Consider the following 18,271-nt stretch of genomic DNA (forward strand, 5'->3'; position numbering starts at 1 on the left):
TGACATACGGATTAACAGTCCGCCGTTCTACCGACTGAACTACAGAGGAATCGTGTGAACGGGGCGCATATTATCGATGCTCCCCCATGATGTCAAAGGCAGAATGCATATTTCCGATCGTTTGCCGAATAATTCTCCATTTCGCGCAATTGTCAGGCATTTTTCCGCGGATATTTCCACAGCCAGCGCCCGCTAACCATACGCCAGTAGAACAGCGCGCCCCGCACGGCCCAGTCAAGGAACATCCCCAGCCAGACGCCGATAACGCCCCATCCGAGCATCACCCCGAGCGTATACCCCGCGATAACGCGACAACCCCACATGCCGAGCATCGATACCCACATCGCAAAGCGGGCATCGCGCGCGCCTTTCAGCCCGGCGGGCAGAACCCATGAGGCCGCCCAGATGGGCATAAAGGCCGCGTTGAGCCAGATGAGGATCTTAACGACCTCTTTAACATCATCTTCATGGGTATAGAACGAGGCCATCAGCCCGGCAAACGGCGCGGTGCCCCAGGCGATCAGGGTCAGCCCAATGGTCGACAGCCAGAACACGTGACGCAGCTGCCGCTCCGCCTGCCCTATTTGCCCTTTCCCGAGCCGTTTACCCGTGATGATGGTCGAAGCCGAACCCAGCGCGTTACCCGGCAGGTTAATCAGCGAGGCGATCGAAAAGGCGATAAAGTTACCGGCGATGACGTCAGTCCCCATCCCGGCGACAAACATCTGCGTGAGTAGCTTCCCGCCGTTAAACAGCACCGATTCAATGCTCGCGGGAATGCCGATCCCCATCACTTCCCAGATAATGGCGAAATTAAAGGGGCGGAAATAGCTTTTCAGCGTAAGACGCAGCGAAGGCGTGATCCCCGCCATCAGCACCCCGATGATGGCCACCGCGCCAATATAGCGTGAAATGGTTAACCCCAGTCCGGCACCGACGAACCCCAGCCCTTCCCAGGAGAACACGCCGTAGATCAGCACGCTGCTGATGATGATATTCAGGATATTCATCCCGCCGTTGATCAGCAGCGGGATTTTGGTGTTGCCTGCCCCGCGCAGCGCGCCGCTACCAATCAGCGCAATGGCCGCCGCCGGATAGCTTAAGACGGTCATTTCCAGGTAGGTCAGCGCCAGGTCTTTAACCTCGTTCGTGGCTTCCCCGGCGACAAAGTCGATAATCTCTTTACCGAAATAGTGGATCACCGCCGCCAGAACGATCGAAAAAATGGTCATGATCATCAGCGACTGACGGGCCGCCTCGCGCGCGCGCTTGGGGTCAAGCTTGCCGAGGCTAAAGGCCACCACCACCGTCGTTCCGAGGTCTATGGCGGCAAAGAACGAGATCACCACCATGTTAAAGCTGTCCGCCAGCCCGACCCCAGCCATCGCCTCTTTCCCCAGCCAGCTCACCAGGAAGGTGCTCAGGACCCCCATCAGCAGAACGCAGGTATTTTCCAGAAAGATAGGCACAGCAAGAGGGGTGATTTCACGCCAGAACAGAACACGATAGCTTTTACGTTTTGCATACCATGGCGTGCGCGTTATCGCCTGGCGTAAGGAGGCAGTGACGTTCAAAATGGACCTTAGAGAGAAAAGTTGAAACTACATTTCAAATGATGGGGGACAAATGCTCATCCTGCAAAGTATTTTCCAGAAAAAGATGTGTGGATTTACAACAAACTGACGACAGAATCAGCAATCGGTCGATTTTCTCTAAGATCAGGTTTGACAAAACTTTTTTCGCCGCTAAGATAAGCCTCCACAACGATTCCTCTGTAGTTCAGTCGGTAGAACGGCGGACTGTTAATCCGTATGTCACTGGTTCGAGTCCAGTCAGAGGAGCCAAATTTAAAAAGCCTGCTTTTAAAGCAGGCTTTTTGCTTTGCGGGTGAGGGAAAATGAACGCTCTGTTTGTCTACGGCACGCTGCGTCCGGGCCACTCTAATGCGCATATTCTTGAAAACATTGGCGGTGAATGGTTGGCTGGCTTCGTATCCGGCACGTTTTACGAGCGAGGTTGGGGTGCTGCGGCAGACTTCCCGGGGATTGTGCTCCACCCTGACGGACCCCGCGTTGAAGGCTATCTGTTTATCTCGGATAACCTTGCCGCACACTGGCAAATGCTGGATGAATTTGAAGACGGCTACGATCGGGTTGAGGTCACGGTAACCACCCTCGAAGGCAAACAGGTTAATGCCTGGATTTATCAGCTACAGCCGCGTTCTGAATCATAAAAAAAGGCTCTCTGTCACCAGAGAGCCTTTTTCACTATTCGCTGCGATTATTCGCTTTTTGCTTCGCCGTTCTTGATTTCGCCCATCACTTTCAGCTTCTTAGAGATGTCACGACGCTCTTTGGACAGCTCAGCGTTTTTGATGATGTAGTCATCAACGCGGTCTTCATAGTCGCTCTTCATGCTGGCGATGATGCCCTGAATAGCTTCAACGCTCATACCTGGCTTGATGTAGTCGCTCAGGTTGTCGAGCAGCAGAACACGCTTCTGGTTGTCACGGATCTTCTTCTCAACGTCCTGGATTTCACGCTGCAGTTTATTTTTGCGGCGGAACAGGCGGACGAATTCCAGAACATCCTGGAACGAAGGCTTGGTAGTTTCCATTTTTACACCCCTGATAATGTGAGATTCGGATTCGTTAAGGCAACCGTTGTAACAATAACCTTACTGACAGCGGCTGCGAATGACAATGAGTATATCGTTTAAAGCTATCATAACCCCAATTGCTGCTGAATCGAAGCAGCAGGCGTCACATACGCCTTTTATTTGCGCAGCGCCCGGCAAATAAGATGCGATAGCAGCTCAAGCTGACGCGCCAGTTCCATACTCAGCCAGACATAGCCGTGAATAGGCGTTTCTGCCACGTTATCGCTCTGACGTTCATTGATTAACTGCTTCAGCTCCGCAACGATCTCATTCAGCCGCTCGCTGTTCGCCAGTATCGGCTGCGGGTTACCTTCATAGAGCGCATGGGCGATGGTCAACAACGTTTGCTGCGTCATCTGCTGGGTCTCTTTGAGGGTCTGCGCGTTAAGCATCAGCAGATGGCTGGGGCGCGAGGCCCAGTGCGCGTTGATTTGCAGTTCAAGCATGCAGACCAGGTTGCGGCTTACCGTCTGGATGGCTTCGAAAATCGCTTTCTGAATATGGGTTTCTTTGCTGGCGGGCGTGATCAGGCCGCGCATTTTGACCACGTCGTTGAGGATCGTTTGCAGATGCTTTTCCAGCCGGGGACGCTCAACCAGGTTGGGGGAAAAACCGGCCTGATAGACGCGGTTAAACGCGGTGACGTAGTTGGCCATCTGAATGCGCCAGTGCAGAAAAGCGCGCTGCGGCCAGATACCGGTAAAGAGCATAGCCAGCAGTGACCCCAGAATGACATCCCCGCTTCGCCACAGCGCGGTGGTCATATCTCCGGCGGGCGCACCAACCACCACCGCGAGAGTAATCCCGATCAGCAGCGCCTGATACGGTCTTTTGCCCAATGCCAGCCAGCCGCACAGGAACATGGCGGCACCGCACCATGCCAGCATAACCGGAAACGAGATAAGCTCCAGCTTCAGGGCGATAAGCCCAAGTGCAGAGCCTAAAACGGTCCCGCCAATTCGCTCGAAGGCGCGCGGGACAACGTTTCCCCAAAACGAGATGGGCCCCATCACCACCACCAGCGTGATCAGCGGCCACGTCCCTTCCGGAACATCCAGCAAGCGGACCAGGACAAACGTCAACACGAACGCCAGCGCGATGCGACATCCATGCACCACGCGGTAGTGTTTGTACAAGCGAATTTCAAAAGGGGTTAATGATTTGTCGGGACGCACACCCGCTCTCCAGCTACACGGCAAATCACAATTGTACTGTGTTTTCAGCCGGGCGGATCGCTCCCGGCTGAAAAACCCTTCATTTAGCAGGCTTAAACCGCTTTGTGCTCTACTGCGATAAACATTTCGATATCCCAGTAGCCGTCCGCATTACCGTCATTGAGATAGCGCTCGAAGCAGGGTTTAAGCGCCATCTGGTATTTATTGTCCTGCAGGAGGGAATTAAAGAACTGATACCACGGCGTGGCGAAGTCGTAGTTTTCCACGCGCGCCGTCGCTACGGCATAATCACCGGCCGCGATTTCCGTCATCATGACGCCTTCGCTGTTTTCCGGGATAACGAAATCGTCCGGTACCGTGACGGCCGTATCGCAGCGCAGTTTTTCTGCCGGGACCTCATCCGGGTTATCGTAGTAGACCGCAACCCACTCCAGCGGCTCAATGTGACGCCCGTCGACCCACATCACCAGCTGTTCAAAGCCCTGTTTTACCGTTTGTTCCCACGGTCCGACCAAATGAAAACCGGCAATTTTACGTTTCTGTTGCTGCTTAATGCTGTAGTCCATGCTGCCTCCATTTATTACTGTATATTTATACACTATAAAGCGGATTCTGGCCGATCGGCAAACGTGAAGTGTTTATTATGTGAGCAGACTCGCAACCCTGCCAGTCTGCTCAGCAGCAGTTAAAGCGTGTGGTGCAGATAATCGCTCATGCGGGAGAACAGGCCGCCTTTATCAACGGCTTCCAGCGTCACCAGCGGCCAGTGGGCTACCACCTTGTCGCGGTCATAGAGCTGGATCTCCCCGACCCGCTGATGCGCGGCAATTGGCGCTTCCAGCTCTTTTTTATCCAGCACGTATTTGGCTTTGATATTCGGCACTTCCGCTTTCGGCAGGGCCAGCCAGAAGTCCTGGTCGGTACCCAGCTTCACCTGCTCCTTATCGCCGTACCAGATACGCTCGGTCCCCACTTTTTTACCGTTGTGCAGGATCTGCACCGTATCGAAATTCTGCTGCCCCCAGTGCAGCAGTTTCCGGGCCTGGTCCTCGCGCCCTTTCGGGCTGTCCGCTCCCATTACCACCGCAATCAAGCGACGCTGGCCGTCAACGGCGGACGCAATCAGGTTAAAGCCTGCCCCCGAGGTATGCCCCGTTTTAAGCCCATCCACGTTCATGGTTTTATCCCACAGCAGGCCGTTGCGGTTTTGCTGGGTGATCCCATTCCAGGTGAGGCTCTTTTCGCTGTACATATGGTAAAACTCAGGCTCGCCGTGGATGATGGCCCGGGAGAGTACGGCCAGGTCATAGGCAGAGCTGTGCTGGCCCGGCGCGTCGAGGCCGTGGACGGTTTCAAAGTGCGTATCGCGCAGGTTCAGCTTTTGCACGTAGTCGTTCATCATTTTCACAAACTGCGGCTGGCCGCCCGCCACGTGATCGGCCAGCGCCACGCAGGCATCGTTACCGGAATCGACAATCAGACCGCGGCTCAGATCGCGCACGGAAACGCGATCGCCCTCTTTCAGGAACATCAGCGACGAACCGTCAAAAACCGGGTTCCCTTTTGCCCAGGCATCACGTCCTACAGTGACAATGTCATCCGGCGTAATGCGATGGCTATCAATGGCCCGATCCACCACATAGCCCGTCATCAGCTTGGTAAGGCTCGCCGGATTGCGTTGTTGATGTTCGTTGCCCGCCGTTAAGATCTGACCAGTCGTGTAATCCATCAGCACCCAGGAGCCCGCCTGAATGGCCGGAGGCTGCGGCGAAAAATCCAGTGGTTCGGCCGCAAAAGCAGATGAGATACTCGAAGCGAGTAAAGAAACAGCAATAAACAGACGGCGTTTCAACGGTATATCCTCAGGTCATTAAAAATCGATGACCTTTTTACGGGAGTTCTGATGTCGTTACCTGGCTTAATTGCAAAAAAATGTGACAGGACGCAGATTTTCCGCTGAAGCTGGCGCGCAAATTTGTGTCACAACGGCGCTTTTTATTCGGTCTGACCCGCGCGATCGTTTACCATAGTGACGTCATTTTTTAACAGGATGGTATTACTGGTGTCTGACTCTGCCGCACGCCCGACTTTTTTGTTCCACGACTACGAAACCTTTGGCACTCACCCGGCGCTGGACCGACCGGCGCAATTTGCCGCCATCCGCACCGACGACGAATTCAACATCATTGGCGAGCCTGAGGTCTTCTACTGTAAGCCCGCTGATGACTACCTGCCGCAGCCGGGCGCGGTCATGGTCACCGGGATCACGCCGCAGGAAGCGCGGGAAAAAGGCGTTAGCGAGGCAGAATTCGCCCGCCGCATCCACGACCTGTTCACCGTTCCCCATACCTGCGTGGTCGGTTACAACAACATCCGTTTCGATGACGAAGTGACGCGCAACATCTTTTATCGCAACTTCTACGATCCCTACGCCTGGAGCTGGCAGAACCGCAATTCGCGCTGGGATTTACTCGACATCATGCGCGCCTGCTATGCCCTGCGTCCTGAAGGCATCAACTGGCCGGAGAATGAGGAAGGGCTGACGAGCTTCCGGCTGGAGCACCTGACGCGCGCCAACGGCATCGAGCACAGCAATGCCCACGACGCGATGGCCGACGTCTATGCCACCATTGCCATGGCGAGGCTGGTAAAAAGCGCGCAGCCAAGGCTGTTTGAGTATCTGCTGAGCCATCGCAGCAAGCAGAAATTAACCACGCTGATTGATGTGCCGCAGATGAAGCCGCTGGTGCATATTTCCGGTATGTTTGGCGCCTGGCGCGGCAATACCAGCTGGGTCGCGCCGCTGGCGTGGCATCCGGACAACCGTAATGCGGTCATCATGGTGGATTTAGCCGGCGACATTTCGCCTCTACTGGAGCTCGACAGCGATACCCTGCGCGAGCGGCTTTACACCCCGAAAAATGAACTCGGCGATCTGCCTGCGGTGCCGGTCAAACTGGTGCATATCAATAAATGCCCGGTACTGGCGCAGGCGAATACGCTGCGCCCGGAAGATGCCGACAGGCTGGGCATTAACCGCCAGCACTGCCTCGATAATCTGAAAGTGCTGCGGGAAAACCCGCAGGTGCGCGAAAAAGTGGTCGCCATCTTTGCTGAAGCCGAGCCGTTCGTGCCGTCAGAAAACGTGGATGCCCAGCTGTACAACGGTTTCTTCAGCGATGCCGATCGCGCTGCCATGAATATCGTTCTGCAAACCGAGCCGCGTAACCTGCCGGCGCTGGATATCACTTTCGCCGATAAGCGCATTGAAAAGCTGATATTTAACTACCGCGCGCGTAATTACCCCGGCACGCTGGATGAAGCGGAGCAGGAACGCTGGCTGCAGCATCGTCGCAACGTGTTTACGCCGGAGTATCTGCACAACTACGCACAGGAGCTGGAGATGCTTTACGGTCAATACGAAGGGAACGAAGAGAAGCAGGCGCTGCTCAAAGCGTTATTCAAGTACGCGCAAGAGATAGTCTGAGTGATGAGTATAAAAAAGCCGGAGGCGATGTCTCCGGCTTTTTTTGCCCCCTACGGGGTTTGTAGGTCGGGTAAGGCGTAGCCGCCACCCGACACAGTATTACGCGACGTCTTCGTACTGAGGTACCGGGTTACGGAAGCTCTTCGTGACGCAGGCCAGGTAAACCAGGCCGATAGCCGCCCAAATCAGACCAAGCACCATAGAGCTCTCTTCCAGGTTAACCCACAGCGCGCCCACGGTCAGGGCACCGCACATCGGCAGGAACAGATACTGGAAGTGATCTTTCAGCGTCTTGTTACGCTTTTCGCGGATCCAGAACTGAGAGATAACCGACAGGTTAACAAAGGTGAACGCCACCAGCGCACCGAAGTTAATCAGCGCCGTTGCCATCACCAGGTCAAAGTTAATCGCCAGAAGCGCAATTGCACCGACCAGGATGATGTTCATCGCCGGGGTACGCCATGTTGGGTGAACGTAACCGAAGAAGCTTTTCGGGAATACGCCATCACGGCCCATGACGTACATCAGACGCGCAACGCCTGCATGCGCAGCCATACCGGACGCCAGTACAGTGATGGTGGAGAAGATCAGCGCGCCAACCTGGAACGCTTTACCCGCCACATAGAGCATAATTTCCGGCTGAGACGCATCCGGATCCTTGAAGCGAGAGATATCCGGGAAGTACAGCTGCAGGAAATAGGTCGAGAAAATAAAGATCAGACCGCCAATCAGCGCCGTCAGGAAAATAGCACGCGGAATTACGCGCTCTGCATCCTTGGTTTCCTCAGACAGGTTGCTGATCCCGTCAAAACCGGTAAAGGAGAAGCAGAGAATGGTTGCCCCGGTAATCATCGGGATCACGTGTGCATCACCTGACCAGAACGGCTTGCTGCTCGCCAGGGTGCCAGCGCCTTCGCCGTGGAACACGCCGTAGATCACCATGCCAAGAATAACGGCAATCAGAACAACCTGAAGCACAACGATAACGGAGTTAAAGTTGGCAACGGACTTGATGCTGCGCAGGTTAAAGGCAGTCATAAAGGCCACCAGCGCCACGACGAACATCCAGGATGGAATCGACGGCACCAGCGCTTCAAAATAAATTTTTGCCAGCAGAATGTTGATCATCGGTGCGAACAGGTAGTCGAGCAGCGAAGACCAGCCCACCATAAAGCCAACTGTCGGGCTGATGGATTTCTGGGCATAGGTGTAGGCGGAACCGGCAGACGGATAGCGACGCACCAGTTTACCGTAGCTGAGCGCGGTAAATAGGATCGCAATCAGCGCGAAGGCGTAAGCCGTCGGCACATGACCGTCCGTGAGGCCTGATACGATACCGAATGTATCGAACAGCGTCATTGGTTGCATATAGGCCAGGCCCATCATAACAACCGGAATCAACGTAAGCGTTTTACGTAATTCCACGCGAGAGGTGTTTGGAGTTGCGTTATGCGACATAGTTATTCTCCTTTACGGTGATAACCGCCACGTAAGCGAAAAATTGCCCCATTTCTTTCTTCCTCAGCGACAACAACTGTCGGATTTTAGTAAATATCTATCCGGTACGAAGCCCGGCCTCTTGGTTTTTAGTTTCGTTTCGTACATGCAAAAAAAAATAACCGACGCCTTTTATATCGTCGATTATTCATTTGGTTGCAGCGCCGGCATTTTGCCCCACATCGGATACAAAAGGCAATACTTTGCAAAGCACGGGACAATTTTCTTTTTACTAACTGGCTGATTTCTGGACGTCGGGCTGAGAGTAAACGGCGGCGATAGCACTATTTGCTAAAATTTCGTCCCGCCACCAGGCGCTGGCCAGCCCGGCAGTTTGTTCATTCCAGCCGACCCACACCGATTCATTACTGCTTTGAGCAAGTACCTGTTTTTCAACAAGCGCACCGCTGTCAATAAACCGCTGCGCCAGATAGCGGGGTAAATAGCCGCAGCCCAGACCGCTTATTTGCAGCTCCAGCTTGGTTTTAAAGTCAAAAACGGTAATGGCTTCCTGCTCATCAAGCAGCTGCGAGGAAACCGCACACTCTGGACGAGAACTGTCCCCAACCACTATCGCGCGGTAGCTCTTAATTACGCGACGATTTAAGGGCTCTGGCTCCTGGGCCAGCGGATGATGGGGTGCCACAGCGAACACCTGCTCCAGCACGCCCAGACGGGCAAAGCCAAACTCGCTCAACTGGGGTGGTTCATGGAGTGCGCCGACAAAAATATCCGCCCTGCCCTGGGTTAAGGCATCCCAGGAGCCACCCAGCACGCCGTTGATAAAGATAAGCCGGGTCACGCTGTGATGTTGATAGAAGGCTTCAATGAGCGGCGTCAGGAGAGAAAACGGAAAGGTATCATCCACGCCAATAACAAGCTCATTTTCCCACCCCTGGTGGAGTTTGACGGCCTGTTTTTCCAGCTCGCGAACGGTATGGAGGACTTCACGTCCCTTTTCCAGCAGCATTTGCCCGGTACGGGTAAACCGCGCGCGGTGCCCGGAGCGATCGAGGATCTGGATATTGAGATCGCTTTCCAGTTTTTGAACGGTATAGCTCAGCGCCGAAGGGGTTTTAAAGAGCTTTGCCGACGCAGCCGCAAAGCTCCCCTCTTTTTCCAGTGCATCCAGAATAATAAGAACATCCAGCAGCGGTTTCATATTCGCCCCCTTCCGGTACGCGATCGTCTCCGCTGCGGGACTTATTCCATGGGCATCACCAGCGGATCGGGATACTGATACTCAAACCCCAGCTCATGACAAATGCGATTGCCATCAACAACTTTGCCTTTACTGTCATCCTTTGTCTCACCAAAAACCGGCGGGGCCAGACCCAGCTGACGCGCCATCAGCGGGTAAAACGTGCTGCGCGCGGGATGAGACGGTGCACATATATTATAGATGTGTCCACCTTTTGGAGCCTGTAAGAGGAGTTCGATCGCGCCAATAACATCGCCAAGATGCACCAGATTGACGACATGCTGGCCGTCTGGCGCAGATTTCCCGGCAAAAAAGCGTCCCGGATGACGCCCGGGGCCGACCAGTCCCGCCAGACGGACGATATCGACCTGCGTACCGGGAAGATTATGCAGCCAGTCTTCCAGCTCTTTCAGGACCTGACCGCTCGCGGTAACGGGACGGCGCTCGGACGTCTCTTTCACTACACCTTCAACCTCGCCGTAGACCGATGTCGAACTGGTAAAAATAATGCGAGGAACATGGTGCGCCAGCGCGCTGTCGACAATCTCCTGCATCGCCTGCAGGTAAAATGACTCGCCCGGCCCGCTGCGACGGGCGGGTAAGGTTATCACCAGCGCATCGACGTTCATCAGCGTGTCCAGATCGTCAGCATCACACACCAGCTGCGGCTCAAGGCGCAGCTCAACGCCGTCAATACCGCACATGCGCGCTGCCTCTACCCCATCCGCGGTGGTTTTGCTCCCGGTCACCTGCCAGCCTTTTGCGGCCAATGACATCGCCAGCGGCATTCCCAGCCATCCTAAACCGACAATCGCGACCTTTTTCATGCGAATTCTCCTGACTCTCACTCGTCTTTTATAAGGCTACGCCAGCCCGGCAGAACACACAATTCATAGCATCAATATGAAATGAATTAATGATCAAAAAAAGCCCTTGCAATATGTCGTACAACTGGTTTAGGTTAAAAGACATCAAATGAATAAGCATTCATCGAGAATTTATATGACACGCGTTCAATTTAAACACCACCATCATCACCATCATCCTGACTAGTCTTTCAGGCGATGTGTGCTGGAAGACGTTTGGATCTTCCAGTGGTGCATGAACGCATGAAAAAGCCCCCGGAAGATCTTCTTCCGGGGGCTTTTTTTTGGACCAAATTCAGACAGGTTAAAACAGGTTAATGAGGAATAAAGAATGTTAGATAACTCACGTTTACGCATAGCTATTCAAAAATCAGGCCGTTTGAGTGACGATTCACGCGAACTGCTGGCCCGCTGCGGGATTAAAATTAACCTGCACACCCAGCGCCTGATTGCTCTGGCTGAAAACATGCCCATCGATATTCTGCGCGTGCGTGATGACGATATTCCAGGCCTGGTCATGGATGGCGTCGTTGACCTCGGCATCATCGGTGAAAACGTGCTGGAAGAAGAGCTGCTGACCCGCCGCGCTCAGGGTGAAGACCCGCGTTATTTCACCCTGCGTCGCCTGGACTTCGGCGGCTGCCGCCTGTCGCTGGCAACGCCGGTTGATGAAGCCTGGGACGGCCCGGCCGCGCTGAACGGGAAACGTATCGCTACCTCCTACCCTCACCTGTTAAAACGTTACCTGGACCAGAAAGGCGTGCAGTTTAAATCCTGCCTGCTGAACGGCTCTGTTGAAGTTGCCCCGCGTGCGGGTCTCGCGGACGCCATCTGTGACCTGGTCTCGACCGGCGCCACGCTGGAAGCGAACGGCCTGCGCGAAGTGGAAGTGATCTACCGCTCCAAAGCGTGCCTGATTCAGCGCGATGGCGAGATGGCCGACGCTAAGCAGCAGCTGATCGATAAACTCCTGACCCGTATTCAGGGCGTGATCCAGGCTCGTGAATCCAAATACATCATGATGCACGCTCCGACCGAGCGTCTGGATGAAGTGATTGCCCTGCTGCCGGGCGCTGAGCGCCCAACCATCCTGCCGCTGGCGGGCGATCAGCAGCGCGTGGCGATGCACATGGTCAGCAGCGAAACCCTGTTCTGGGAAACCATGGAAAAACTGAAGGCGCTGGGGGCAAGCTCTATTCTGGTGCTGCCAATTGAGAAGATGATGGAGTAACGGCCATGGGTTTTAACACAATCATCGACTGGAATACGTGTAGCGAAGCGCAACAGCGCGAGCTGCTGATGCGCCCGGCGATTTCGGCTTCCGAAAGCATTTCACGCACCGTGGCAGAGATCCTTGATAACGTCAAAGCCCGCGGCGATGACGCGCTGCGTGAGTACAGCGCAAAGTTTGATAAGACGGACGTCGGCGCATTGAGGGTGACCGAGCAGGAAATCATCGATGCCAGCAATCGTCTGGGTGACGACATCAAGCAGGCGATGGCCGTCGCGGTGAAAAACATTGATACCTTCCACACCGCGCAAACGCTGCCGACCGTGGATGTCGAGACCCTGCCTGGCGTGCGCTGTCAGCAGGTGACGCGCCCGGTTGCGTCCGTCGGCCTCTATATTCCCGGCGGCTCTGCCCCGCTCTTCTCCACCGTATTGATGCTGGCGACTCCAGCGCGCATCGCCGGGTGCCAGAAAGTGGTGCTTTGCTCACCGCCACCGATTGCCGACGAGATTCTGTATGCGGCAAAGCTGTGCGGCGTGCAGGCGGTCTATAAAGTGGGCGGCGCGCAGGCGATTTCTGCCCTGGCGTTTGGCACCGAATCCATTCCTAAGGTCGACAAAATTTTTGGCCCGGGCAACGCCTTCGTGACTGAAGCCAAACGCCAGGTCAGCCAGCGTCTGGACGGTGCGGCAATTGACATGCCTGCCGGTCCGTCTGAAGTGCTGGTCATTGCCGACAGCGGCGCAACGCCGGATTTCGTGGCGTCCGACCTGCTTTCTCAGGCTGAACACGGCCCGGACTCGCAGGTGATCCTGCTAACTCCGGATGCAGATATGGCCACGCGCGTCGGCGAAGCCGTCGAGCGCCAGCTTGCCGACCTGCCCCGCGCCGAAACGGCACGTCAGGCGTTATCGGCCAGCCGCCTGATTGTGGCACGCGATCTGGCGCAGTGCATTGCTATCTCTAACCAGTACGGTCCGGAGCACCTGATTATTCAGACCCGCAACGCGCGCGATCTGGTTGACAGCATCACGAGCGCGGGCTCGGTGTTCCTCGGCGACTGGTCACCGGAGTCCGCGGGCGATTACGCCTCCGGCACCAACCACGTTCTGCCGACGTATGGCTACACCTCTACCTGTTCCAGCCTGGGGCTGGCGGATTTCCAGAAACGCATGACCGTGCAGGAACTCTCCCGTGAAGGGTTTGCCTCGCTGGCGTCCACCATTGAGACGCTGGCCGCCGCCGAGCGCCTGACCGCCCACAAAAATGCCGTTACGCTGCGCGTTGCAGCCCTGAAGGAGCAAGCATGAGCATTGAAGAGTTAGCCCGCGAAAATGTCCGTCGCCTGACGCCTTACCAGTCTGCTCGCCGTCTGGGCGGTAACGGTGACGTCTGGCTGAACGCCAATGAATTCCCGACGGCGGTGCAGTTTGAGCTGTCGCAGCAAACGCTGAACCGCTATCCGGAGTGTCAGCCGAAAGCGGTTATCGAAAACTACGCGCAGTACGCGGGCGTGAAGCCAGAGCAGGTGCTGGTCAGCCGCGGCGCAGATGAAGGCATTGAGCTGCTGATCCGCGCCTTCTGCGAGCCGGGCAAAGACGCGGTGATGTACTGCCAGCCGACCTACGGCATGTATAGCGTCAGCGCAGAAACCTTCGGCGTGGCGTGCCGCAACGTGCAGGCGCTGGACAACTGGCAGCTGGATCTTCAGGGTATTGCCGACAATCTCGAAGGCGTAAAAGTGGTGTTTGTTTGCAGCCCGAACAATCCGACCGGGCAGATTATCAACCCGCAGGATATCCGCACCCTGCTGGAGATGACGCGCGGCAAAGCCCTGGTGGTAGCCGACGAAGCCTATATCGAGTTCTGCCCGCAGGCGACGCTGGCAGGCTGGCTGGAAGAGTATCCGCATCTTGTGGTGCTGCGCACGCTGTCGAAGGCTTTCGCCCTCGCGGGTCTGCGCTGTGGATTCACCCTGGCGGATAAAGAGGTCATCGACCTGCTGCTGAAAGTGATCGCTCCATATCCACTTTCCACGCCCGTCGCTGATATTGCTGCCCAAGCGCTCACGCCTCAGGGCATTAATGCGATGCGCGAGCGCGTGGCGCAAATCCTCGTGGAACGTCAGTACCTGGTGACCGCGCTGAAGGACATTCCTTGCGTGGAGCAGGTGTTTGACTCTGAAACGAACTACATCCTGGTGCGCTTCACCGCCTCCAGTGCCGTATTTAAATCTTTGTGGGATCAGGGCATTATCTTACGAGACCAGAATAAACAACCCTCCCTGAGCGGCTGCCTGCGTATTACCGTAGGCACCCGTGCAGAGAGCCAGCGCGTGATTGACGCCCTGAAAGCGGAGAAAGTATGACCCAGAAGATCCTTTTCATCGATCGTGACGGCACCCTTATTTCGGAGCCACCAGCAGATTTTCAGGTCGATCGTTTCGACAAGCTGGCGTTTGAACCAGACGTCATTCCGGTGCTGCTCAAGCTGCAAAAGGCCGGCTTTAAGCTGGTAATGATCACCAATCAGGACGGTCTGGGCACCGACAGCTTCCCGCAGGCGGACTTTGACGGCCCGCATAATCTGATGATGCAGGTGCTGACCTCTCAGGGTGTTGTATTCGACGAGGTGCTGATTTGCCCGCACATGCCGGCCGATGAGTGTGACTGCCGTAAGCCGAAGGTGAAGCTGGTAGAGCATTATCTGGCGGAAGATGTGCTGGATAAGACCAACAGCTATGTCATTGGCGATCGCATCACCGATATTACGCTGGCGGAAAACATGGGCATCGCGGGGCTTCGCTACGACCGCAACAGCCTTAACTGGGCGAAGATTGGCGAGCAGCTAACAAAGCGTGACCGCTATTCCCACGTAGAGCGCAACACCAAAGAGACGCAGATAGACGTGAAGGCCTGGCTGGACCGTGAAGGCGGCAGCAAGATCCACACCGGCGTCGGTTTCTTCGACCATATGCTGGACCAGATTGCGACCCACGGCGGTTTCCGCATGGAGATTGCGGTGAAAGGCGACCTGTACATTGACGATCACCACACCGTGGAAGACACCGGCCTGGCGCTGGGCGAAGCCCTGAAGCTGGCGCTCGGCGATAAGCGCGGCATTAACCGTTTTGGCTTCGTTCTGCCGATGGACGAATGCCTTGCGCGCTGCGCCATGGACATCTCGGGTCGCCCGCACCTGGAATATAAAGCCGATTTCACCTACCAGCGCGTTGGCGACCTGAGCACCGAAATGGTGGAGCACTTCTTCCGTTCACTGTCCTACACCATGGGCCTGACGCTACACCTGAAGACCAAGGGCAAGAACGACCACCACCGCGTGGAGAGTCTCTTCAAGGCCTTCGGCCGTACCCTTCGCCAGGCGATTCGCGTGGAAGGTGACGCCCTGCCTTCATCGAAAGGAGTGCTGTAATGAATGTGGTGATTCTGGATACCGGATGCGCCAACCTGAACTCCGTAAAGTCTGCCATCGCGCGCCACGGCTATGAGCCCGTGGTCAGCCGCGACCCAGACGTGGTGCTGCGCGCTGACAAGCTATTCCTGCCGGGCGTTGGCACCGCGCAGGCGGCAATGGTTCAGATCCACGAGCGCGAGCTGGTTGAGCTTATCAAAGCCTGTACCCAGCCTGTGCTGGGCATTTGCCTGGGCATGCAGATCCTGGGCCGCCGGAGCGAAGAGAGTAACGGCGTCGATCTGCTGGGCATTATTGACGAAGACGTGCCGAAAATGGTCGACCACGGCCTGCCTCTGCCGCATATGGGCTGGAACCGCGTTTACGCAAAAGCGGGCGACCGCCTGTTTCGCGGCATTGAAGACGGCGCGTATTTTTACTTCGTGCACAGCTACGCCATGCCGGTGAACGCAAATACGATCGCCCAGTGCAATTACGGTGAGGCGTTTACGGCAGCCGTGCAGAAAGACAACTTCTTCGGCGTGCAGTTTCACCCGGAGCGCTCTGGCGCCGCGGGCGCGCAGCTGCTGAAAAACTTCCTGGAGATGTGATGATTATTCCCGCTTTAGATTTAATTGACGGCACGGTTGTTCGTCTCCACCAGGGCGACTACGGACAGCAGCGTGACTACGGGAACGACCCGCTGCCGCGCCTGCAGGAGTACGCCGCGCAGGGCGCGCAGGTCCTGCATCTCGTGGATTTGACCGGCGCGAAGGACCCGGCGAAACGTCAGATCTCCCTGCTTAAAGAACTGGTTGCCGGCGTTGACGTGCCCGTCCAGGTTGGCGGTGGCGTGCGTACTGAAGATGACGTGGCAGCGCTGCTGGACGCGGGCGTGGCGCGCGTGGTGGTCGGTTCAACCGCGGTGAAAGATCCTGAGACCGTCAAAGGCTGGTTTCGCCGCTTCGGCGCCGACGCGCTGGTGCTGGCGCTGGACGTGCGTATTGATGAACAGGGTAACAAGCAGGTGGCGGTCAGCGGCTGGCAGGAAAACTCCGGCGTGACGCTGGAAGCGCTGGTCGAGATGTATCTGCCCGTCGGCCTGAAGCACGTGCTGTGCACGGATATTTCCCGCGACGGCACGCTGGCGGGCTCGAACGTTTCTTTATATGAAGAAGTCTGCGCCCGTTATCCGCAGGTGGCCTTCCAGTCTTCGGGTGGAATTGGCGATCTGAATGATATCGCCGCGCTGCGCGGAACGGGCGTGCAGGGTGTGATTGTGGGCCGGGCCCTGCTGGAAGGAAAATTTACTGTGACGGAGGCGATTCAATGCTGGCAAAACGGATAATCCCTTGTCTTGACGTACGCGATGGTCAGGTTGTGAAAGGCGTGCAGTTCCGCAACCACGAGATCATCGGTGACATCGTCCCGCTGGCAAAACGCTATGCCGAGGAAGGCGCAGACGAGCTGGTGTTTTACGATATCACCGCCTCCAGCGACGGCCGTGTGGTTGATAAAAGCTGGGTTGCGCGCGTGGCGGAAGTGATTGATATCCCCTTCTGCGTGGCGGGCGGGATCAAATCCGCTGACGATGCGGCCAAAATTCTCTCCTTTGGTGCCGACAAGATTTCCATCAACTCCCCTGCCCTGGCCGACCCGGAGCTCATTACCCGACTCGCCGATCGTTTTGGCGTGCAGTGTATTGTTGTTGGGATCGACACCTGGTATGACGCCGCAACGGGCAAGTACCACGTCAACCAGTATACCGGCGATGAGAGCCGAACACGCGTGACGCAGTGGGAAACGCTCGACTGGGTGCAGGAAGTGCAGAAGCGTGGCGCGGGCGAAATCGTGTTGAACATGATGAACCAGGACGGCGTGCGTAACGGTTACGATCTCGAACAGCTTAAAAAAGTCCGTGCGGTCTGCCACGTGCCGCTGATCGCCTCCGGCGGCGCGGGCACCATGGAACATTTCCTGGAAGCCTTCCGCGACGTGAACGTTGACGGCGCGCTGGCCGCATCCGTGTTCCACAAACAGATTATTAATATTGGTGAGTTAAAAACGTACCTGGCCGGCCAGGGCGTGGAGATCAGGGTATGTTAACAGAGCAACAACAGGCGCAGCTGGACTGGGAAAAAACTGACGGATTACTGCCGGTGGTTGTGCAGCATGCGGTTTCAGGCGAAGTGCTGATGCTGGGGTATATGAACCAGGACGCGCTGGCAAAAACGCTCGACAGCGGCAAAGTCACGTTTTTCTCGCGCACGAAACAGCGTCTGTGGACCAAAGGCGAAACCTCAGGCCATTTCCTGAATGTAGTGAGCATTACGCCAGACTGCGATAACGACACCCTGCTGGTACTGGCAACCCCCATCGGCCCGACCTGCCACAAGGGCACCAGCAGTTGTTTCGGTGATGCAAGCCACCAGTGGTTGTTCCTGTACCAACTGGAACAGCTGCTGGCAGTGCGTAAAACCGCGGACCCTGAGAGCTCCTATACCGCGAAGCTGTACGCCAGCGGAACCAAGCGTATTGCGCAGAAGGTGGGGGAAGAAGGCGTTGAGACCGCGCTGGCCGCGACGGTGCATGACCGTGAGGAGCTGACCAATGAAGCGTCTGATTTGATGTATCACCTGCTGGTGCTGCTGCAGGATCAGGAGCTGGATTTGACGGCGGTGATAGAGAATCTTCGAAAGCGGCATAAATAAAAAAACCGGGGAATTTCCCCGGTTTTTTTATCTG

The 18,271-nt window shown here is 56.0% G+C and carries 20 protein-coding genes, 1 tRNA gene and 1 other annotated feature; of the genes, 12 read left to right on the top strand and 9 right to left on the bottom strand.

Going from position 1 to position 18,271, the window contains the following annotated elements:
- Positions 1 to 152: 152 nt before the first annotated feature.
- Positions 153 to 1,577, bottom strand: a complete 1,425-nt coding sequence (gene emmdR / locus ABR39_RS07665) for a multidrug efflux MATE transporter EmmdR (RefSeq protein ID WP_240477061.1) — start codon at positions 1,575 to 1,577, stop codon at positions 153 to 155.
- A 191-nt stretch (positions 1,578 to 1,768) separates the two neighbouring features.
- Here emmdR and ABR39_RS07670 point away from each other — a divergent pair.
- Both ABR39_RS07670 and ABR39_RS07675 read left to right on the top strand, forming a co-directional pair.
- Positions 1,769 to 1,844 (top strand) — tRNA-Asn (locus ABR39_RS07670).
- A 53-nt stretch (positions 1,845 to 1,897) separates the two neighbouring features.
- Complete coding sequence (locus ABR39_RS07675; RefSeq protein WP_047346450.1) at positions 1,898 to 2,233, top strand: gamma-glutamylcyclotransferase family protein; 336 nt, start codon at positions 1,898 to 1,900, stop codon at positions 2,231 to 2,233.
- Positions 2,234 to 2,280: 47 nt separating this feature from the next.
- On the opposite strand, the gene ABR39_RS07680 is transcribed toward ABR39_RS07675, so the two are convergent.
- The 4 genes from ABR39_RS07680 to dacD form a co-directional block, all read right to left on the bottom strand.
- Positions 2,281 to 2,616 carry a DUF496 family protein gene (locus ABR39_RS07680; protein WP_008499467.1) on the bottom strand — a complete coding sequence of 112 codons (336 nt, stop codon included), beginning with the start codon at positions 2,614 to 2,616 and terminating at the stop codon, positions 2,281 to 2,283.
- 158 nt (positions 2,617 to 2,774) lie between these two features.
- On the bottom strand, positions 2,775 to 3,833 hold the full coding sequence (locus ABR39_RS07685) for an FUSC family protein (RefSeq protein WP_047346451.1): 1,059 nt from the start codon (positions 3,831 to 3,833) through the stop codon (positions 2,775 to 2,777).
- Positions 3,834 to 3,925: 92 nt separating this feature from the next.
- Entirely contained in the window at positions 3,926 to 4,399 is a 474-nt protein-coding gene (sbmC, locus tag ABR39_RS07690; protein ID WP_047346452.1) for a DNA gyrase inhibitor SbmC, read from the bottom strand.
- Positions 4,400 to 4,518: 119 nt separating this feature from the next.
- Positions 4,519 to 5,685 carry a serine-type D-Ala-D-Ala carboxypeptidase DacD gene (dacD, locus tag ABR39_RS07695; protein ID WP_047346453.1) on the bottom strand — a complete coding sequence of 389 codons (1,167 nt, stop codon included), beginning with the start codon at positions 5,683 to 5,685 and terminating at the stop codon, positions 4,519 to 4,521.
- A gap of 198 nt (positions 5,686 to 5,883) precedes the next feature.
- On the opposite strand from dacD, the gene sbcB reads away from it, so the two are divergent.
- On the top strand, positions 5,884 to 7,320 hold the full coding sequence (sbcB, locus tag ABR39_RS07700) for an exodeoxyribonuclease I (RefSeq protein WP_430748972.1): 1,437 nt from the start codon (positions 5,884 to 5,886) through the stop codon (positions 7,318 to 7,320).
- Between the two features lie 99 nt (positions 7,321 to 7,419).
- On the opposite strand, the gene plaP is transcribed toward sbcB, so the two are convergent.
- The 4 genes from plaP to ABR39_RS07715 all read right to left on the bottom strand — a co-directional run bounded on the left by plaP (position 7,420) and on the right by ABR39_RS07715 (position 10,845).
- Complete coding sequence (gene plaP / locus ABR39_RS07705) at positions 7,420 to 8,778, bottom strand: putrescine/proton symporter PlaP (protein ID WP_047346455.1); 1,359 nt, start codon at positions 8,776 to 8,778, stop codon at positions 7,420 to 7,422.
- The gene (yoeI, locus tag ABR39_RS25600) at positions 8,768 to 8,830 is read right to left on the bottom strand and encodes a membrane protein YoeI (protein ID WP_099458931.1); all 63 of its coding nucleotides are present in this window, start codon (positions 8,828 to 8,830) and stop codon (positions 8,768 to 8,770) included. The genes plaP and yoeI overlap by 11 nt, the downstream gene beginning before the upstream one ends.
- A 219-nt stretch (positions 8,831 to 9,049) precedes the next feature.
- Positions 9,050 to 9,979, bottom strand: coding sequence for a LysR substrate-binding domain-containing protein (locus tag ABR39_RS07710; RefSeq protein ID WP_047346456.1), 930 nt, complete (start codon positions 9,977 to 9,979; stop codon positions 9,050 to 9,052).
- A 41-nt stretch (positions 9,980 to 10,020) separates the two neighbouring features.
- Positions 10,021 to 10,845, bottom strand: a complete 825-nt coding sequence (locus ABR39_RS07715; protein WP_047346457.1) for an SDR family oxidoreductase — start codon at positions 10,843 to 10,845, stop codon at positions 10,021 to 10,023.
- Positions 10,846 to 11,020: 175 nt separating this feature from the next.
- On the opposite strand from ABR39_RS07715, the gene hisL reads away from it, so the two are divergent.
- The 9 genes from hisL (at position 11,021) to hisIE (ending at position 18,237) form a co-directional block, all read left to right on the top strand.
- Positions 11,021 to 11,071, top strand: coding sequence for a his operon leader peptide (gene hisL, locus ABR39_RS25605; RefSeq protein ID WP_001364200.1), 51 nt, complete (start codon positions 11,021 to 11,023; stop codon positions 11,069 to 11,071).
- Positions 11,047 to 11,170, top strand: a sequence feature (His leader region). Its footprint overlaps the gene before it by 25 nt.
- A 45-nt stretch (positions 11,171 to 11,215) precedes the next feature.
- Positions 11,216 to 12,115: an ATP phosphoribosyltransferase gene (hisG, locus tag ABR39_RS07720; protein WP_000886595.1), complete on the top strand. Its 900-nt coding sequence runs from the start codon at positions 11,216 to 11,218 to the stop codon at positions 12,113 to 12,115.
- Positions 12,116 to 12,120: 5 nt separating this feature from the next.
- Positions 12,121 to 13,425: a histidinol dehydrogenase gene (hisD, locus tag ABR39_RS07725; protein WP_047346458.1), complete on the top strand. Its 1,305-nt coding sequence runs from the start codon at positions 12,121 to 12,123 to the stop codon at positions 13,423 to 13,425.
- Positions 13,422 to 14,483, top strand: a complete 1,062-nt coding sequence (hisC, locus tag ABR39_RS07730; protein WP_047346459.1) for a histidinol-phosphate transaminase — start codon at positions 13,422 to 13,424, stop codon at positions 14,481 to 14,483. Before hisD ends, hisC begins: the two co-directional genes overlap by 4 nt.
- Complete coding sequence (gene hisB, locus ABR39_RS07735; RefSeq protein ID WP_047346460.1) at positions 14,480 to 15,547, top strand: bifunctional histidinol-phosphatase/imidazoleglycerol-phosphate dehydratase HisB; 1,068 nt, start codon at positions 14,480 to 14,482, stop codon at positions 15,545 to 15,547. Before hisC ends, hisB begins: the two co-directional genes overlap by 4 nt.
- A complete protein-coding gene (gene hisH / locus ABR39_RS07740; RefSeq protein ID WP_047346461.1) occupies positions 15,547 to 16,137 on the top strand; it encodes an imidazole glycerol phosphate synthase subunit HisH in 591 nt (196 codons plus the stop codon). Before hisB ends, hisH begins: the two co-directional genes overlap by 1 nt.
- The gene (hisA, locus tag ABR39_RS07745) at positions 16,137 to 16,874 is read left to right on the top strand and encodes a 1-(5-phosphoribosyl)-5-[(5-phosphoribosylamino)methylideneamino]imidazole-4-carboxamide isomerase (protein ID WP_047346462.1); all 738 of its coding nucleotides are present in this window, start codon (positions 16,137 to 16,139) and stop codon (positions 16,872 to 16,874) included. The genes hisH and hisA overlap by 1 nt, the downstream gene beginning before the upstream one ends.
- The gene (hisF, locus tag ABR39_RS07750; protein WP_047346463.1) at positions 16,856 to 17,632 is read left to right on the top strand and encodes an imidazole glycerol phosphate synthase subunit HisF; all 777 of its coding nucleotides are present in this window, start codon (positions 16,856 to 16,858) and stop codon (positions 17,630 to 17,632) included. Before hisA ends, hisF begins: the two co-directional genes overlap by 19 nt.
- Positions 17,626 to 18,237, top strand: coding sequence for a bifunctional phosphoribosyl-AMP cyclohydrolase/phosphoribosyl-ATP diphosphatase HisIE (gene hisIE / locus ABR39_RS07755; protein ID WP_047346464.1), 612 nt, complete (start codon positions 17,626 to 17,628; stop codon positions 18,235 to 18,237). The genes hisF and hisIE overlap by 7 nt, the downstream gene beginning before the upstream one ends.
- Positions 18,238 to 18,271: the final 34 nt, after the last annotated feature.

The sequence above is a fragment of the Enterobacter genomosp. O genome (assembly GCF_001022965.1).
Lineage (GTDB): Bacteria > Pseudomonadota > Gammaproteobacteria > Enterobacterales > Enterobacteriaceae > Enterobacter > Enterobacter cloacae_L.

What these genes read in the sequence shown, in the direction of transcription:
- ABR39_RS07675 (WP_047346450.1), top strand. Translation starts at nt 1,898, where the DNA reads ATGAACGCTCTGTTTGTCTACGGCACGCTGCGTCCGGGCCACTCTAAT.
- ABR39_RS07680 (WP_008499467.1), bottom strand. Translation starts at nt 2,616, where the DNA reads ATGGAAACTACCAAGCCTTCGTTCCAGGATGTTCTGGAATTCGTCCGC.
- sbmC (WP_047346452.1), bottom strand. Translation starts at nt 4,399, where the DNA reads ATGGACTACAGCATTAAGCAGCAACAGAAACGTAAAATTGCCGGTTTT.
- sbcB (WP_430748972.1), top strand. Translation starts at nt 5,884, where the DNA reads ATGGTATTACTGGTGTCTGACTCTGCCGCACGCCCGACTTTTTTGTTC.
- plaP (WP_047346455.1), bottom strand. Translation starts at nt 8,778, where the DNA reads ATGTCGCATAACGCAACTCCAAACACCTCTCGCGTGGAATTACGTAAA.
- ABR39_RS07710 (WP_047346456.1), bottom strand. Translation starts at nt 9,979, where the DNA reads ATGAAACCGCTGCTGGATGTTCTTATTATTCTGGATGCACTGGAAAAA.
- ABR39_RS07715 (WP_047346457.1), bottom strand. Translation starts at nt 10,845, where the DNA reads ATGAAAAAGGTCGCGATTGTCGGTTTAGGATGGCTGGGAATGCCGCTG.
- hisG (WP_000886595.1), top strand. Translation starts at nt 11,216, where the DNA reads ATGTTAGATAACTCACGTTTACGCATAGCTATTCAAAAATCAGGCCGT.
- hisD (WP_047346458.1), top strand. Translation starts at nt 12,121, where the DNA reads ATGGGTTTTAACACAATCATCGACTGGAATACGTGTAGCGAAGCGCAA.
- hisC (WP_047346459.1), top strand. Translation starts at nt 13,422, where the DNA reads ATGAGCATTGAAGAGTTAGCCCGCGAAAATGTCCGTCGCCTGACGCCT.
- hisB (WP_047346460.1), top strand. Translation starts at nt 14,480, where the DNA reads ATGACCCAGAAGATCCTTTTCATCGATCGTGACGGCACCCTTATTTCG.
- hisH (WP_047346461.1), top strand. Translation starts at nt 15,547, where the DNA reads ATGAATGTGGTGATTCTGGATACCGGATGCGCCAACCTGAACTCCGTA.
- hisA (WP_047346462.1), top strand. Translation starts at nt 16,137, where the DNA reads ATGATTATTCCCGCTTTAGATTTAATTGACGGCACGGTTGTTCGTCTC.
- hisF (WP_047346463.1), top strand. Translation starts at nt 16,856, where the DNA reads ATGCTGGCAAAACGGATAATCCCTTGTCTTGACGTACGCGATGGTCAG.
- hisIE (WP_047346464.1), top strand. Translation starts at nt 17,626, where the DNA reads ATGTTAACAGAGCAACAACAGGCGCAGCTGGACTGGGAAAAAACTGAC.